Raw genomic sequence first — 16255 nt, forward strand, 5'->3', positions numbered from 1 at the left:
AAAGCAGGATTTACGGTTGAAAGGCAGGTATCTCTGGAAACGGAAGTGCGAGTATGCGTTTTTTCAGGTCCAAGTCTTGAAAATACATAGAAAAGCAGGTATACTATAAAAACTTGGTTGTAGGAGCATTTTTGCGCTTGGGAGGAAGAGCAATGAAAAAAAGAGGATTTCTTCTGGCAGCGTGTACCGTGGGTGTGATGCTGTCCGGCTGTGGCTCACGGGAAACCGCCTTTTCCCCTTCGGAGAGCTGCGTATATGTGGCAAAAGACGGGGCGCTGTCGAGTGCTCTGGTGGAGCAGACCGGCGGTATTTCGGTCGATGAGAATGAATTAAAGCAGTATTTAGAGACGGCAGTGATTCATTTTAATGAAGAAAAAGGCGCCGGGGCGCTGGCACAGAACCAGAAAAATGCCGAGAGACTGCCGGCAGCATTGAAAAGTTTGAAGGCGGGAAAAGACACGGTGACTGCGATCTTTGATTATGCTTCCTTTGAAGATCTGAAAGCATTCGGAGAGACGAATGACAATGAGGACACCAGCAACTCCCTGACGGCGCTGGAGGCAAAGCCGCTTTCGGAGGCGATTGCCGATGGATGGTTTTCCGAGGGTGAGCTGGTAAAAGCGGATGGAAGCGAAGCCGGAACGGATACGGTTCAGAATGAAAAGAGCGGCATGGCAGTCCGGAGCGAGGGCGGTGCGACGCTGATGGTCGGCGGAAAAGTGCTTTACCGCAGTTCGAATACCGAGTTAAAAGACGATTCAACCGTCAGTCTGCCGGAAACAGGCACGGCTTATGTGATTTTTAAAAGATAAAAAACAGAATGATTGTTAAATTCGTCCATCTGCCAGATATCGAAAGAAGAGGCGGGGACGGGTACAATGATAAATGAATCAGGAGGACAAGACAAATGGAAAAGACGATGGACAAAATCGTGGCGCTCGCAAAATCAAGAGGATTTGTATATCCGGGTTCTGAGATTTACGGCGGCCTTGCCAATACATGGGACTACGGCAATCTGGGCGTAGAACTGAAAAACAATGTAAAACGTGCATGGTGGCAGAAATTTATTCAGGAAAGCCCGTACAACGTAGGTGTAGACTGTGCGATCCTTATGAACTCCCAGACATGGGTGGCATCCGGACATCTGGGCGGCTTCTCTGACCCGCTGATGGACTGCAAGAGCTGTAAAGAGCGTTTCCGTGCAGATAAGCTCATCGAGGACTATATGGCAGAGCACAACATCGAGATCGAGGGTTCTGTAGACGGCTGGTCCCAGGAGCAGATGAAACAGTACATCGATGACAACAACATCTGCTGTCCGAGCTGCGGCAAGCATGATTTCACCGACATTCGTCAGTTTAACCTGATGTTCAAGACCTTCCAGGGCGTTACCGAGGATGCCAAAAATACTGTATACCTGCGTCCGGAGACTGCACAGGGTATCTTTGTAAACTTCAAAAACGTACAGAGAACCTCCCGCAAGAAGATCCCGTTTGGTATCGGTCAGATCGGTAAATCGTTCCGTAACGAGATCACACCGGGTAACTTTACTTTCCGTACCAGAGAGTTCGAGCAGATGGAGCTTGAGTTCTTCTGTGAACCGGGAACCGACCTTGAGTGGTTTGCATACTGGAAACAGCACTGCATCGACTGGCTGCAGACACTTGGCATCAAGCCGGACGAGATGCGCGCGCGTGACCATTCTCCGGAAGAACTGTGCTTCTACAGCAAGGCGACGACCGATCTGGAATTTCTGTTCCCGTTCGGATGGGGCGAGCTGTGGGGTATCGCAGACCGTACCGATTACGATCTGACCCAGCATCAGAACACATCCGGTCAGGATATGACCTACTTTGACGATGAGAAGAAGGAGAAATACATCCCGTACGTTATCGAGCCGTCCCTGGGTGCTGACCGTGTAACGCTGGCATTCCTGTGTGCAGCTTACGATGAGGAAGAGATCGGCGAGGGCGATGTGAGAACCGTTCTTCACTTCCATCCGGCGATTGCACCGGTTAAGATCGGTGTGCTTCCGCTGTCCAAGAAGCTCAACGAGGGCGCTGAGAAGATCTATGCAGAGCTTTCCAAGTATTACAACTGCGAGTTCGACGACAGAGGAAACATTGGTAAGCGTTACCGCCGTCAGGATGAGATCGGTACTCCGTTCTGCATCACTTACGACTTCGAGTCGGAGACCGACCAGGCTGTTACCATCCGTGACCGTGATACCATGGAGCAGGTACGTGTGCCGATCGCCGAGTTAAAGAACTACTTTGAGGATAAGTTCCGTTTCTAATCTTTAAATAAACAAAAAAGCAGAAACCATATTCCAGAAAACAGGAGATGGTTTCTGCTTTTTGTGTTAGAGAGGGCTTGTGACATTTTTGGCATTTTGCAAAGAACGAAATTTATTTTGGGGAAGATTAGGCACTGTTCTGGATAGTCATCTCATTTAATATTCGCGAAAATTACAAAAAAATATATATTGATCGAAAAAAAGTTGGAAAGAATTCAAAAAAACTCTTTACTAGACCGCAGTTTATGTTATAATATTCACGATGGCTTTTATCTTTCACATAAATACAAATATGTGAATGTAAAACATAAACGAGTATAGGAGGAAAATACTTATGGCAAAATGGGTTTATATGTTTAGCGAGGGCGACATGACCATGCGTAACCTGCTGGGAGGAAAGGGAGCGAACCTGGCGGAGATGACAAGCATCGGTCTGCCGGTTCCACAGGGATTTACAATCACAACTGAGGCTTGTACCCAGTATTACGAAGATGGTCGCAAGATTAACGACGAGATCATGGCACAGACCATGGAAGGCGTTAAGAAGATGGAAGAGCTCAATGGAAAGAAATTTGGCGATCTGAAGAACCCACTGTTAGTATCGGTTCGTTCCGGTGCGAGAGCATCCATGCCAGGTATGATGGATACCATCTTAAACCTTGGTTTAAATGACGAGGTAGTTGCAGCGATGATCGCAGGCAACCCGGACCCGAAATTTGAGCGATTTGTATATGACTCCTACAGACGTTTCATCCAGATGTTCTCGGATGTCGTTATGGAAGTTGGTAAGAAATACTTCGAGCAGCTCATCGACAAGATGAAAGAAGAGAAGGGTGTTCAGTACGATATCGAACTGACTGCTGCTGACTTAAAGACTCTGGCTGAGCAGTTCAAGGCTGAGTACAAAAAACAGTTAGGTGAGGACTTCCCGTCTGACCCGGTTGTTCAGTTAAAATTAGCAATCGAAGCTGTATTCCGTTCCTGGGACAACCCACGTGCGAACGTATACAGAAGAGATAATGATATTCCGTATTCCTGGGGTACTGCAGTAAACGTAATGCCGATGGTATTCGGTAACTTAAACGATGAGTCCGGTACAGGTGTTGCATTTACCCGTGACCCGGCAACCGGCGAGAAGAAGCTGATGGGCGAGTTCTTAAAGAACGCACAGGGCGAGGACGTAGTTGCTGGTGTTCGTACTCCGATGCCGATCGCTCAGATGGAGCAGGAGTTCCCGGAGGCATATGCAGATTTCATCAAGGTTTGCGATGTGCTTGAGAACCACTACCATGATATGCAGGATATGGAGTTTACTGTAGAGAACCGTAAACTTTATATGTTACAGTGCCGTAACGGTAAGAGAACTGCTCAGGCAGCTCTGCAGATCGCTTGCGACCTGGTAGATGAAGGACATAAGACAGAGGAAGAAGCAGTCGCTATGATCGACCCGCGTAACCTCGATACACTGCTGCATCCGCAGTTTGACGCTGCTGCATTAAAGGCAGCTACTCCGCTTGGAAAAGGCTTAGGTGCTTCTCCGGGTGCTGCTTGCGGTAAAGTTGTATTCACTGCAGAGGATGCTGAGAAATGGGCTGAAAAGGGCGAGAAGGTTGTCTTAGTTCGTCTTGAGACCTCTCCGGAAGACATTACCGGTATGAAGGTTGCTCAGGGTATCTTAACCGTTCGTGGTGGTATGACCTCTCACGCAGCCGTAGTTGCCCGTGGTATGGGTACCTGCTGTGTATCCGGATGCGGCGACATCGCTATGGATGAAGAAAATAAGAAATTCACATTAGCTGGTAAAGAGTTCAATGAGGGAGACTTCATCTCCATTGATGGTACAACCGGTAATATTTACGAGGGCGAGATCAAGACCGTAGACGCTACCATCGCTGGTACATTCGGCCGCGTTATGGCATGGGCTGACAAGTTCAGAAGACTGAAAGTTCGTACCAACGCTGATACACCGGCAGATGCGAAGAAAGCTAGAGAGCTTGGCGCAGAAGGTATCGGTCTTTGCCGTACTGAGCATATGTTCTTCGAGGAAGACAGAATCGCTGCTTTCCGTGAGATGATCTGTGCTGACACTGTAGAAGAGAGAGAAGCAGCTCTGGATAAGATCCTTCCGTATCAGCAGGGCGATTTCGAAGGCTTATTCGAGGCTCTGGAGGGCAACCCGGTAACCATCCGTTTCCTGGATCCGCCGCTGCATGAGTTTGTTCCGACTGAGGAAGATGACATCAAGAAACTGGCTGACGCTCAGGGCAAACCGGTTGAGACTATCAAGAACATCATCGCTTCCCTGCATGAGTTCAACCCGATGATGGGTCACCGTGGACTTCGTCTGGCAGTTACCTATCCGGAGATCGCAGTTATGCAGACCAAGGCAGTTATCCGTGCAGCTATCAACGTACAGAAAGCTCACGCTGACTGGTCCGTAAAACCGGAGATCATGATTCCGCTCGCTTGCGATGCGAAAGAGTTAAAATATGTAAAAGATATCGTTGTGAAGACCGCTGACGAGGAGATCGCAGCAGCAGGCGTTGATCTGAAGTACGAAGTAGGTACCATGATCGAGATCCCGCGTGCAGCTCTGACCGCTGACGACATCGCAAAAGAGGCTGAATTCTTCTGCTTCGGTACAAACGACTTAACTCAGATGACCTACGGCTTCTCCCGTGATGATGCAGGCAAGTTCCTGAATGCTTACTATGACAAGAAGATCTTCGAGAGCGATCCATTCGCAAAACTGGATCAGACTGGCGTAGGTAAGCTCATGGAGATGGCGATCAAGTTAGGTAAAGCAGAGCGCCCGACCCTTCATGTAGGTATCTGCGGCGAGCACGGCGGCGACCCGTCTTCCGTAGAGTTCTGCCACAAGATTGGTCTTGACTATGTATCCTGCTCACCGTTCCGTGTGCCGATCGCTCGTCTGGCTGCTGCTCAGGCTGCAATCGCTGAGAAATAATTATTTAAGGGAAACCTTAAATAGAATAAATGGGTAGATAAGGACTCCCTTACGAAAGTAAGGGGGTTCTTTTGTATAAATAACCGGCGGCTGTTTATGAAAAAAAACATGTATGATGGCAATTTTTATGGACATGGTATATTTTGAATGCTATAATCAAAAGTGTAAGAATATAAGGTAAGAGTTAAGTGGGTATTATAGATAAAGTTCCTGTAAATTTTTTACATGGAGCTTTTTTTGATCATATAGGAAATTAAGTCTTATGTGTGGGGGGCACCGAAGCGCAGGCCACTGAATCGTAATAAATAGCCGGAAATAAGATGTGAAAAAATAGAAAAGAATAACAGGGATGGAAGGAAAATGAAAGGAAAAAGAGTGATCGCAGGTATTCTGCTTGTTGGAATCTTAGCAGTCATCCTGGCAGGGTGCAAAAATACAGATGAGAATAAAAAAGAAACGGAAAAACCCGTCATCACACTCGGAAGCGACAACTATCCACCATACAATTATCTGAATGAAGATGGTGTGCCGACAGGAATCGATGTAGAACTGGCTACAGAAGCCTTCAGAAGAATGGGCTATCAGGTGGAGGTTGTCCAGATTAACTGGGAGAAGAAGAAAGAGCTGGTGGAGAGTGGAGAGATAGATTGCATCATGGGCTGTTTTTCCATGGAAGGACGTCTGGATGATTACCGCTGGGCCGGACCGTATATAGCAAGCCGCCAGGTGGTTGCTGTAAATGAGAGCAGTGACATCTATAAACTGAGTGACCTGGAGGGGAAAAATCTGGCTGTCCAGTCCACAACCAAACCGGAGGGCATCTTTCTGAACCGGACGGATGAGAGAATCCCAAAACTGGGAAATCTGATCAGCCTGGGACACCGGGAACTGATCTATACATTTCTGGGGAAAGGATATGTGGATGCAGCTGCCGCACATGAGGAATCGATTGTCCAGTATATGAAGGATGATGACATAAGCTTTCGTATCCTGGAAGAACCGCTGATGATCACCGGAATAGGGGTTGCTTTTGCAAAAGAGGATGAGCGGGGAATCTGTGAACAGATGGATCAGATTCTGGAGGAAATGCGTCAGGATGGCACATCCCTGAAAATCATTGAAAAATATCTGGATGATCCGGAGAAGTATCTGGAGGTGGATAATCTTGGATATTAAGAGAAGAACGAAGGAAAAACAGATTAAAACAATTGGTATTTTGCTTGGAATCTGTGTGGCTGTAGTCTCTCTATTTTATTTCTTCCACACGGAAAAAGCGGAAGCAGAAGAAAGAATGGTAGAGATCGTAAACTATGTGAAAGTGCAGTGCTCCACCTACACCCATTATAATGAATCTTCGGAATCCAAAAGTCTCCTCCGTGCCATTGAAAGTGCCAGACAGATGAGTACCAATATTAACATGGAAACAGAAAACGGCGGTCAGTTAAGCCGGGAGTTTCTGAAGGATAATCTGCAGACGCTCTGGGTGAATGGTATCCTTGTACTTGATGCAGAAGGAAAGGTGGTCTGTGAGTACAGCATGAACGAGTCTCTGACGGATGAGATTACGAAGTATCTGCAAAAAGAAATTATCATGGATTTTGCCGGATATGAAGAAAGAAGCTATTCGGAACGGTTTGCCAGGGAAGACGGGTCCCGGATCGACATTGCAGCCTGCGCCAGAAAAGACGCACCGGGTATTGTGGCAATTTACTATTACACATCGCCTGAATTTACCAGAAACTATACTTTGACAATACAGGGGCTTTTAAATGGCTATAGTGTCCAGAAAGATGGAACAATTATTGTTGCAGACGATGGGCTCGTTGTTGCCAGTAACGATGAGAGCCTGTTGGGGCAGAATACGGCCGACAATGAGGTTGTTCAGGCAATGAAAAGCCATACAGACAGCCAGCATATTTTTCATTTGAAGAATGAAGGAACCGGATGCTACGGAATCATGCTGAAGCAGCGGGATTATTATATTTATGCATATCTTGCGGATCGAGAAGTATTTCATAATCTTCTATTAAGGATGATAAGTGTTATTTTTCTATATTTTCTGATATTTGGTATATTCTGGTTCTGTATCTCCAGAACCAATCTGGAACATGAGAAACAAGAACGGGAAAAGGATGAAAAATATAAAGCAGAACTTCTGATAGCTGCAAAAAAGGCGGAAGCCGCCAATAGGGCGAAAACGGAATTCCTCCAAAGGATGAGCATGATATCCGGACTCCGATTAATGGAATCTGCGGTTTGGTCAATATGGCAGATCATTGTGCAGATGATATGGAGAAACAGACAGAATACAGAACAAAGGTGAAAGAGGCATCCAATTTGTTGCTGGAACTGGTAAACGATGTCCTGGATATGAGTAAGCTGGAGTCGGGCGAAGTGATTTTGGAAGAAATTCCGTTTGATCTGAGCCGTATTTCCAGGGAAGTACTTGTTGTGATCGAGCAGATGGCGGCAGAACAGAATATCCGGATCGTGTGGGAGAAGAAAGAAATCACACATCGGAAGCTTATTGGAAGTCCAGGATATGTGAAACGTGTGATGATGAATATACTGTCGAATGCGGTGAAATATAACAGAAAAAACGGACATATCTATATTAGCTGCCGGGAGATTCCATCCGGACAGCCAGAGATGACGACGATAGAATTTGTCTGCCGGGATACCGGAATCGGAATGACAGATGAGTTTCAGAAACATATTTTTGAACCGTTTGCCCAGGAACATGCAGGAAGCCGTACAAAATTTGCCGGAACAGGCTGGGAATGCCGATTGCAAAGAAGTTGATTGAGACAATGGGTGGAACCATTACCTTTGAAAGTGAAAACGGTGCAGGGACTACCTTTGTGATCCGGATTCCATTTAAAATCGATCTGAATTCGGATAAACGGGAAGAAAAGAAAGATGTATCAGATGGAAAATCTATAAAGGGACTGCATATTCTTCTGGCAGAAGATAATGAGCTGAACATGGAAATTGCTGAATTTGTGCTTCAGAATGAAGGTGCTGTCGTGACTAAGGCATGGAATGGGCAGGAAGCCGTTGAACGATTCAAAAAAAGTGAACCCGGTGAATTTGATGCGATTCTTATGGATATCATGATGCCGGTTATGAATGGTTATGAAGCAGCAAAGACGATTCGTTCCATGGATAGAAAGGATGCTAAAGCGATACCGATCATTGCAATGACAGCAAATGCGTTCACAGAGGACAGAATAAGAGCAAAAGAAGCAGGAATGGATCAACATATTGCAAAACCGATTGATATAAAAACCATACTTGCTGTTTTTGACCAGGTGTTTAGAACTTCATAAAAACTGCATATATATAGAAAATTAAAATACGGATAAAAGAAAAAAATACTGATTGTAGATGACGCGGAATTTAACAGAGATAGGTTGAAAGAAATTCTGGGAGAAACATATGATTATCTGGAAGCAGAAAATGGAAGTCAGGTCATTCAGATGCTGGGAGAAAATGTTGGAATTGATCGGATGCTTTTAGACATCAATATGTCACAGATGAATGGCTTTGATGTTTTGAAATGGATGAACCAAAGTCAGTGTATTACGGAAACTCCTGTAATCATGATTTCTTCGGAAGAACCGGTTGATACGATGCGTAAAGCATATGACATGGGAATCACGGATTATATCATCCGACCGTTTGATCCTGTGATTGTAAAGAAAAGAGTTCAGAATACCTTGCATTAAGTAATGTGGCATGTTGCTAATTGACAAATCCACCTTTTCCAAGTATCGTATATACGTGTAATAGTATGTATGATTTGAATGTGGAGTAAATATGACCGAAAAACATAGTTATGAGATTATCGTCCTGGATCTGGACGGAACCTTAACAAACAGAGATAAGGTGATTACGCCAAAGACGAAGCAGCGTCTGATGGAGCTTCAGGAGCGCGGAAAGAAGATTGTACTGGCGTCCGGGCGTCCGACGCCGGGAGTGCTGCCGCTTGCGAGAGAGCTGGAGCTGGCAAAATACGGCAGTTATATTCTGTCGTTTAATGGAGGCAGGATCACGAACTGCAAAACCGGCGAGATCATATTCAGCCGTTCCCTGCCGCAGGAGGCAAATCAGAAGATTATACGCTTGGCCGAGGAGGAACAGGTGGGGCTTTTGAGTTACGATGAGGCGGGGGCAAAGCTTCTGACGAACCAGAGTGACAGTCCCTATGCGAAGTTGGAAGCGCGGATCAACGGCATGGAGTTAGTACAGGTGGACGACATAGAAGCTGCGATCACGTATCCGGTACCGAAATACCTGATGATGGAGGATGGAGACTACCTGGCGATGGTCGAGCCGCGCGTCAAGGCGGCGATGGGGAAGAATTTCAGCGTTTACCGTTCGGAGCCGTTTTTCCTGGAGGTGCTTCCGAGGGGCATCGATAAAGCACAGTCGTTAGAGCGTCTTCTTTCTCACATCGGGCTTTCGCGTGAGCAGATGATTGCCTGTGGGGACGGCTACAACGACCTCACGATGATTCAGTATGCCGGATTAGGTGTAGCGATGGAGAATGCGGTGCTTCCGGTGCGGAAAGCTGCAGACTTTATTACCTATTCCAACAACGACGACGGTGTGGCTCATGTGGTGGAGAAGTTTATGCTGTAGAAGATTTGGCAGATTCGCATAAATGTATATTGCGTGAACAGATGAAAAATAAAATATTCATAAAAATAGGCAAGATACTAGACTTTAAAACTTTAATATGTTAATATAAGAAAAACGGAAAAATGAATATATTTTCGGAGTACATATTAAAAAGGGGTGCCTTGCATTATGAATAAAAAACTGAAAACCGAAGCTGTGGATCATCTGTTCCAGGCGATTCTGACACTGAAAAATACCGACGAATGCTATAGCTTTTTCGAGGATGTATGCACAGTTAATGAACTTTTATCATTTTCCCAGAGATATGAAGTAGCGAAGATGCTGCGTGAGAAGAAGACATATCTGGAGATCGCGGACAAGACCGGCGCATCGACAGCGACGATCAGCCGTGTCAACCGTTCTTTAAATTACGGAAGCGACGGATATGATATGGTATTTGCGCGTGTGAAAGAGCAGGAAGAGGCGGAGAAAACGGAAGCGTAAGACGAAGTAGGAATATACGCACGATAGATAAAGCGCGTACTTTCATAGGTGTAGCAAACCAACCTGCCAAAGATGGACAAATTTGGCTTGGGGTGGAATTGTCCCAGGAGCTGGCAGCTGGTTGAATGAAAGATAAAAAGAAATGAAAGAAAAAAGACATTGAAAGAATTTCCACAAGGGGAAGTGATTCCAGTGTCTTTTTTATCGTGTATGGTGCAATGGGTTGAATTTTTTGTTGTTTAGCCTGTTTTTGAGTGTGGCGGTACAGCGGAAGTGCTGCCTATTTCTTCTTCTTCGGATTCACCGGCGTCTCCTGCCGGAGCTGTTCCGCCAGGATTTCAATCATCTGTTTTTTCAGATAGACATCAAACGCCAGCTCACTGATAAAGGCGAACAGCTGTAAATACTCGCGGTCTTCACAGTCATAGTCCTTGAATGTCTGGCTGGCGGCGTCAAATTTTGCCATGACGTCTTCCTGCAAGCGCTTGCGCTGCCCTTTTTCCAGCGAAAAGATTTCGTTGTAAAGCTCTTCTAATTCCGGGCTGGAACCATGGGAAAAGTGGTGCTCGCTGATGGGCGAGAAGAGCTGCTCAATATCTCGAAAGGATATCACATTTTTAAAATAATAAATCAGAATCAGCATCAGCAGATGATTCTTGGAGTAGCGTTTTTTGACGGGCGGCGGCAGCAGGTTATTTTTGGCATAGTTATTGATCATGGTTTTGGTCAGGATCTTATCCTCGCCCAGCCATTTGGAAGTGTTCAGGTGGCTGTCCATGAAGGTCGTGACCTGATCCATATATAAATCAATACCGGGAATCTCCGACGGATGCACCCGGGTCAGACTATCAACATAAGCCAGCAGATCCTGCAGGCGTTCTTCGTTCGATTTCATGTATGTACCTCGCTGCGTTGAAATTCGAAAGCTGCGAAACAGGGAGGCGATTTTGGCGCTTCCGCTGTCATGAACTCTCTATGTGATATTATATAGTTTTGAAAACCAGATAGCAAGGAGAAATTTAAAATCAATGAAAATTCCGTGACATCCAAGAGAAAATAGATTATACTAGAGCGTATTCGAACATACTTTTTGTCATTAAAAATAGATTATATAAGAGGATAGAAGGGAACGAAACATATATGAGCAAATACGACACACTTAACCCGATGCAGCGGGAGGCGGTTTTTCACACGGAGGGACCACTCCTGGTTCTGGCAGGCGCCGGTTCAGGAAAGACGCGCGTCCTGACACACCGGATTGCGTATTTAATCGAGGAAAAACGGGTGGCGCCGTGGAATATCATGGCGATCACATTTACCAATAAAGCGGCGGCGGAGATGCGCGAGCGTGTGGATAAGATTGTGGGGGAAGGCGCGGAGGCGATCTGGGTCAGCACGTTCCATTCGAGCTGTGTTCGGATTCTGCGCCGGTTTATCGACCGTCTGGGATATGACTCGAATTTTACTATCTATGACGGCGACGACCAGAAAACGCTGATGAAGCAGGTGCTCAAGAAAATGCAGGCGGATCCGAAGCAGTTTAAGGAGCGGGCGGTGCTGTCACGGATTTCTGCGGCGAAAAATGACCGGATCACGGCGGATGAGTTTGAGCAGCAGGCGGGAGCGGACTTCCGGGAGAAAAAGATTGCTCAGATTTACCGGGAATACCAGAAAGAACTCAAGAAGAATAATGCCCTGGATTTCGACGATCTGCTGGTGAAAACGGTAGAGCTTTTCGAGGCAAACGCGGATGTGCTGGAATATTATCAGGATAAATTCCGGTATATCATGGTGGACGAGTACCAGGACACGAACCTTGTACAGTTTAAGCTGGTCGATCTGCTGGCAAAGAAGTACAGAAATATCTGTGTGGTCGGTGATGATGACCAGTCGATCTACAAATTCCGCGGGGCAAATATCGAAAATATTTTAAGTTTTGAGAAAGCATTTCCGGGCGCACGCGTTATCAAGCTGGAGCAGAACTACCGTTCCACCCAGAGCATCCTGAACGCGGCAAATGAGGTGATCCGCCACAACCGCGGCAGAAAGGACAAGACGCTGTGGACGGCGAATGACGAGGGACCGAAGGTGCGCTTCCGTCAGTATGACACGGCATACGAGGAGGCAGACGCCATTATCTGTGATATTGAGCGTGAGAAAGAAGAGAAAAATGCGGAATATTCGGATTTTGCCGTGCTGTACCGTACCAATGCACAGTCGCGTCTTCTGGAGGAAAAATGTATTTATTACAGCATTCCGTACCGGCTGGTCGGTGGCGTCAATTTCTATCAGCGCAAGGAAATCAAGGATATTCTCTGCTATTTAAAGACGATTGCGAATGGGCGCGATGATCTGGCGGTTCAGCGTGTTATCAATGTGCCGAAGCGCGGCATCGGTGCGACCTCGATCGGAAAAGTGACGATCTATGCGTCTGCCAATGGCATGAGCTTTTATGATGCGCTGCTGCGCGTGCGCGGCGTGCCGACGATCGGCAAGGCGGCGGATAAGATCGAGAAGTTTACGGAGCAGATCGAAAACTTCCGGTCGCGGCTTTCGGCCCTTTCGATCCCGGAACTTATCGAGGCGATTCTGGAAGAGACGGGATATAAGAAGGATCTGGAGGCGGAAGGCGAGATCGAGGGAGAAACACGTCTGCAGAACGTGGAAGAGCTGGTTAATAAGGCGACCGGCTATATGAGCACAGCGGAGGAACCGACGCTGGACGGATTTTTGGAGGAGGTTGCGCTGGTAGCGGATGTAGATAGCCTGGACGAATCCGAAAACAGGATTGTCCTGATGACTTTGCACGGCGCAAAAGGTCTGGAATTTCCGTATGTCTATTTAAGCGGCATGGAGGACGGGCTGTTTCCGAGCAGCATGTCCATCTTTTCGGATGATAAGGACGCCATCGAAGAAGAACGGCGTCTCTGCTATGTCGGAATCACCCGTGCGGAGAAAGAACTGACGCTGACGGCGGCGAGACAGCGCATGGTCAATGGAGAAACGCGGTTTGCGAAGGTCAGCCGCTTCATCGAGGAGATTCCGCCGCAGCTTCTGGACGAGGAAGAGCAGCCGACCGTCTTTGAACGGGCTGCTGGTATGAGCCGGGGCAGACGCGGATTTGAAGATTCGGGGACTTCTGGCTGGACAACGGGCAGCTTTGGTGTATCTGGCGCGGGAGACGGCGATCGGGTGCGGATTGGCGGAATGTCTGGAAAACACCCTCTTTCAGAGAACGATGCCGCCTGGGAGCGCGGCGCAGCCCGGATGAGCGGCTGGGGCGGTGTGAATGGTTCCGGAAGTGCTGGTTCTGGCCGCACGCTGGATCCATATAAGAGCGCTTATAGTTCCAGCAGCCGTCCAGCCAGCCCGGCACCGTCATTTGGCAAGGCATTTACGGTCCAGAAGGCCGACCATCTTTCCTACGGTGAGGGCGACCGAGTCCGCCACCTCAAATTTGGCGAGGGAACGGTGCAGAAGATCGCGGACGGCGGCAAGGATTTTGAGGTGACGGTTAATTTTGACCGCGTGGGCGTGAAAAAAATGTTCGCTTCATTTGCAAAACTGGTGAAATGTTAGACCGTGTTTGCCGTATTGTTACGGTACACGTATGCGAAAACAGTAATGCCGTATTAAAACATTTTCGCCAGATCCAATAAAAAATATAGTAAAATCGGCTGAGAGATGGTATAATAAAATCAAGAATTGCGGATCAAAACGCGGGAAAGGATGTGGAGTGTATGAATAAATTTGATATGATGAGCAAAGATGCGCTCTCCAGAGTAGAAGAGATCATGAATGCAACCAAACTGAATGAATTCCTTCACAGAAAAGAAGAAGAGGAGAAACAGAAAAACTGTATTCTCTGGATTTTAGCCATTATCGGTATTGTAGCAGCAGTTGCAGCGATTGCATACGGCGTATATCGTTTCTTTACTCCAGATTATCTGGAAGATTTCGAGGACGACTTCGATGATGATTTCGACGATGATTTCTTCGAGGATGAGAGCGACGAGAAAGAGAAGAAAGACTGATTGTGATAATTTAGTCAATGAATCATAAAAAATACTGCGCGGAACCGGAAAATCGGTTTCACGCAGTATTTTTTATGCCATAGGAAAGTTTGTAGATAAGTTTGTATTTTTTATATCTTGGAAAAAGAAAAAAATTCCTGTATACTATAAAGATATGAATTAGAACCGCAGATGAAAATTAGCTGTGAGTTGAAAAATCATTTGCAGTTGGTGATTATAGTGCGGTAAAAGCCACTGAGAGAAGGAGCTATATAGTTATCAATGAAAAAAGGTGAGATTTACGAAGGAACTGTAGAACGGATTGAGTTTCCAAATAAGGGCGTAGTTGTGATAGATGGAGAGAAAGCGATCGTCAAAAATGCGCTTCCGGGACAGAAGATCCGGTTCCGTATCAATAAAAAGCGCGGCGGCCGATGCGAGGGTATGCTTTTGGAGGTTGTCGAGCACTCAAAGTTAGAGACGGCAGAGGATATATGCCCGCATTTTGGTATCTGCGGCGGATGTCTTTATCAGCCGATTCCGTATGAGAAACAGCTTGCGATCAAGGAAAAACAGGTTCGTTCTCTTCTGGATGCGGTATGTCCGGAATATGAGTTTGAGGGCATCTTAGGCAGCCCGCTGGTGCAGGGCTACCGGAATAAGATGGAGTTTTCTTTCGGTGATGAGGTCAAGGATGGTCCTATGTCGCTGGGAATGCACAAGCGCGGCAGTTTTTATGATGTGGTTACAACCGACGAATGCCATATCGTGCATCCGGATTTTTGCAAGATTCTTGTCTGTACAAAAGAATATTTTGAGGAAAAGAAAGTTGGATTTTATAAAAAAATGCAGCATACTGGCTATTTGCGCCATCTTCTGGTGCGCCGTGCGATCAAGACAGGGGAGATTCTGGTCGATCTGATCACGACGACACAGACGGATACCTTTGAGGGAACCGAGGAAGCACTTTTACGGGGATGGACGGAGCGCCTTCAGGCACTTCCTATGGAGGGAAGCTTTGTGGGCATTCTGCATACCAAAAATGATACATTGGCGGATGCCGTAAAAGATGAGGGGACGGACATTCTGTTCGGACGCGAGCATTTTTACGAAGAGCTTTTAGGGCTGCGGTTCCAGATCTCGCCGTTTTCTTTTTTCCAGACGAACTCATTGGGCGCGGAGGTGCTGTACGAGAAAACGCGTGAGTATGTGGGTGAGACGAAGGGAAAAGTCGTATTTGACCTTTACAGCGGCACCGGCACGATCGCGCAGATCCTCGCACCGGTGGCGGAGAAAGTAGTCGGCGTGGAGATTGTCGGGGAAGCAGTCGAGGCAGCCCGTGAGAATGCGGCGCGCAACGGACTTGGCAACTGCGAATTTCTGGCGGGGGATGTCCTCAAGGTGGTGGACGAGTTGGAAGAAAAGCCGGATCTGATCGTTCTGGATCCGCCGCGCGACGGAATCCATCCGAAGGCGATCGGAAAGATTTTGAATTTTGGCGTCAGCCACATGGTTTATGTGTCCTGCAAACCAACCAGCCTTGCGAGGGATCTGGAACCGATCCAGGCGGCAGGATATCAGGTGGATAAGGTGTGCTGCGTGGATATGTTCCCGCATACTGCCAATTGTGAGACGGTGGTTTCATTGACGCGGAAGAAATAAGATCCCAAAATGGATGTGGGAAAAATGGATGAAACAAAAGAGAATGAAATAAAACCAGATACAGCAGATTGTCAGGTACAGGAGACAGCTGTGCAGCGCCGGAAGAGGGAGACTTTACTGCGCGAGCAGACGCCGGATGCCCTGTGGGAAGCGATTCTTGCATTTGAAGGGGCAATATTTTACACGGCG

Annotated in this window: 12 protein-coding genes and 2 pseudogenes; 13 read left to right on the plus strand and 1 reads right to left on the minus strand. The window is 47.0% G+C overall.

All coding sequences use genetic code 11. The features are described from left to right. Positions 1-152 precede the first annotated feature (152 nt). The 10 genes and pseudogenes from DWZ16_RS05175 (at position 153) to DWZ16_RS05210 (ending at position 10391) form a co-directional block, all read left to right on the plus strand. A complete protein-coding gene (locus DWZ16_RS05175) occupies positions 153-812 on the plus strand; it encodes a hypothetical protein (RefSeq protein ID WP_118522401.1) in 660 nt (219 codons plus the stop codon). A 95-nt stretch (positions 813-907) separates the two neighbouring features. Then, complete coding sequence (locus DWZ16_RS05180) at positions 908-2296, plus strand: glycine--tRNA ligase (RefSeq protein WP_118522402.1); 1389 nt, start codon at positions 908-910, stop codon at positions 2294-2296. Positions 2297-2630: 334 nt separating this feature from the next. Continuing rightward, a complete protein-coding gene (gene ppdK / locus DWZ16_RS05185) occupies positions 2631-5264 on the plus strand; it encodes a pyruvate, phosphate dikinase (RefSeq protein ID WP_022359744.1) in 2634 nt (877 codons plus the stop codon). 360 nt (positions 5265-5624) lie between these two features. Next, a complete protein-coding gene (locus DWZ16_RS05190; RefSeq protein ID WP_118522403.1) occupies positions 5625-6440 on the plus strand; it encodes a substrate-binding periplasmic protein in 816 nt (271 codons plus the stop codon). Then, positions 6430-7587 (plus strand): hypothetical protein, encoded by a 1158-nt coding sequence (locus DWZ16_RS16600; protein WP_412694289.1) that lies wholly within the window; start codon positions 6430-6432, stop codon positions 7585-7587. The genes DWZ16_RS05190 and DWZ16_RS16600 overlap by 11 nt, the downstream gene beginning before the upstream one ends. Further along, a pseudogene (locus tag DWZ16_RS16605) lies at positions 7530-8086 on the plus strand (HAMP domain-containing sensor histidine kinase); the annotation flags it as partial. The gene DWZ16_RS16600 and the pseudogene DWZ16_RS16605, both read left to right, overlap by 58 nt. A gap of 192 nt (positions 8087-8278) precedes the next feature. Then, positions 8279-8593: pseudogene (locus DWZ16_RS16610) on the plus strand (response regulator); the annotation flags it as partial. Between the two features lie 51 nt (positions 8594-8644). After that, complete coding sequence (locus tag DWZ16_RS05200) at positions 8645-8992, plus strand: response regulator (RefSeq protein ID WP_333490920.1); 348 nt, start codon at positions 8645-8647, stop codon at positions 8990-8992. 91 nt (positions 8993-9083) lie between these two features. Next, positions 9084-9908, plus strand: coding sequence for a Cof-type HAD-IIB family hydrolase (locus tag DWZ16_RS05205; RefSeq protein ID WP_118467424.1), 825 nt, complete (start codon positions 9084-9086; stop codon positions 9906-9908). 168 nt (positions 9909-10076) lie between these two features. Then, the gene (locus DWZ16_RS05210) at positions 10077-10391 is read left to right on the plus strand and encodes a YerC/YecD family TrpR-related protein (RefSeq protein WP_022359748.1); all 315 of its coding nucleotides are present in this window, start codon (positions 10077-10079) and stop codon (positions 10389-10391) included. Positions 10392-10671: 280 nt separating this feature from the next. Here the strand turns inward: DWZ16_RS05210 and DWZ16_RS05215 are convergent, their stop codons facing one another. Then, the gene (locus DWZ16_RS05215; RefSeq protein WP_022359749.1) at positions 10672-11286 is read right to left on the minus strand and encodes a DUF1836 domain-containing protein; all 615 of its coding nucleotides are present in this window, start codon (positions 11284-11286) and stop codon (positions 10672-10674) included. Between the two features lie 245 nt (positions 11287-11531). On the opposite strand from DWZ16_RS05215, the gene DWZ16_RS05220 reads away from it, so the two are divergent. The 3 genes from DWZ16_RS05220 to rlmD all read left to right on the plus strand — a co-directional run bounded on the left by DWZ16_RS05220 (position 11532) and on the right by rlmD (position 16066). Next, complete coding sequence (locus DWZ16_RS05220) at positions 11532-13970, plus strand: ATP-dependent helicase (RefSeq protein ID WP_107001579.1); 2439 nt, start codon at positions 11532-11534, stop codon at positions 13968-13970. 161 nt (positions 13971-14131) lie between these two features. Then, positions 14132-14425, plus strand: coding sequence for a hypothetical protein (locus DWZ16_RS05225; protein ID WP_022359751.1), 294 nt, complete (start codon positions 14132-14134; stop codon positions 14423-14425). Between the two features lie 261 nt (positions 14426-14686). Then, positions 14687-16066, plus strand: a complete 1380-nt coding sequence (gene rlmD, locus DWZ16_RS05230; RefSeq protein WP_118522405.1) for a 23S rRNA (uracil(1939)-C(5))-methyltransferase RlmD — start codon at positions 14687-14689, stop codon at positions 16064-16066. Positions 16067-16255: the final 189 nt, after the last annotated feature.

This window comes from Clostridium sp. AF29-8BH, assembly GCF_003478145.1.
Lineage (GTDB): Bacteria > Bacillota > Clostridia > Lachnospirales > Lachnospiraceae > Otoolea > Otoolea fessa.

Coding starts and splice junctions, on each gene's coding strand:
- rlmD (WP_118522405.1), top strand. CDS start 14,687: ATGAAAAAAGGTGAGATTTACGAAGGAACTGTAGAACGGATTGAGTTT.
- DWZ16_RS05225 (WP_022359751.1), top strand. CDS start 14,132: ATGAATAAATTTGATATGATGAGCAAAGATGCGCTCTCCAGAGTAGAA.
- DWZ16_RS05210 (WP_022359748.1), top strand. CDS start 10,077: ATGAATAAAAAACTGAAAACCGAAGCTGTGGATCATCTGTTCCAGGCG.
- DWZ16_RS05220 (WP_107001579.1), top strand. CDS start 11,532: ATGAGCAAATACGACACACTTAACCCGATGCAGCGGGAGGCGGTTTTT.
- ppdK (WP_022359744.1), top strand. CDS start 2,631: ATGGCAAAATGGGTTTATATGTTTAGCGAGGGCGACATGACCATGCGT.
- DWZ16_RS05205 (WP_118467424.1), top strand. CDS start 9,084: ATGACCGAAAAACATAGTTATGAGATTATCGTCCTGGATCTGGACGGA.
- DWZ16_RS05175 (WP_118522401.1), top strand. CDS start 153: ATGAAAAAAAGAGGATTTCTTCTGGCAGCGTGTACCGTGGGTGTGATG.
- DWZ16_RS05180 (WP_118522402.1), top strand. CDS start 908: ATGGAAAAGACGATGGACAAAATCGTGGCGCTCGCAAAATCAAGAGGA.
- DWZ16_RS05215 (WP_022359749.1), bottom strand. CDS start 11,286: ATGAAATCGAACGAAGAACGCCTGCAGGATCTGCTGGCTTATGTTGAT.
- DWZ16_RS05190 (WP_118522403.1), top strand. CDS start 5,625: ATGAAAGGAAAAAGAGTGATCGCAGGTATTCTGCTTGTTGGAATCTTA.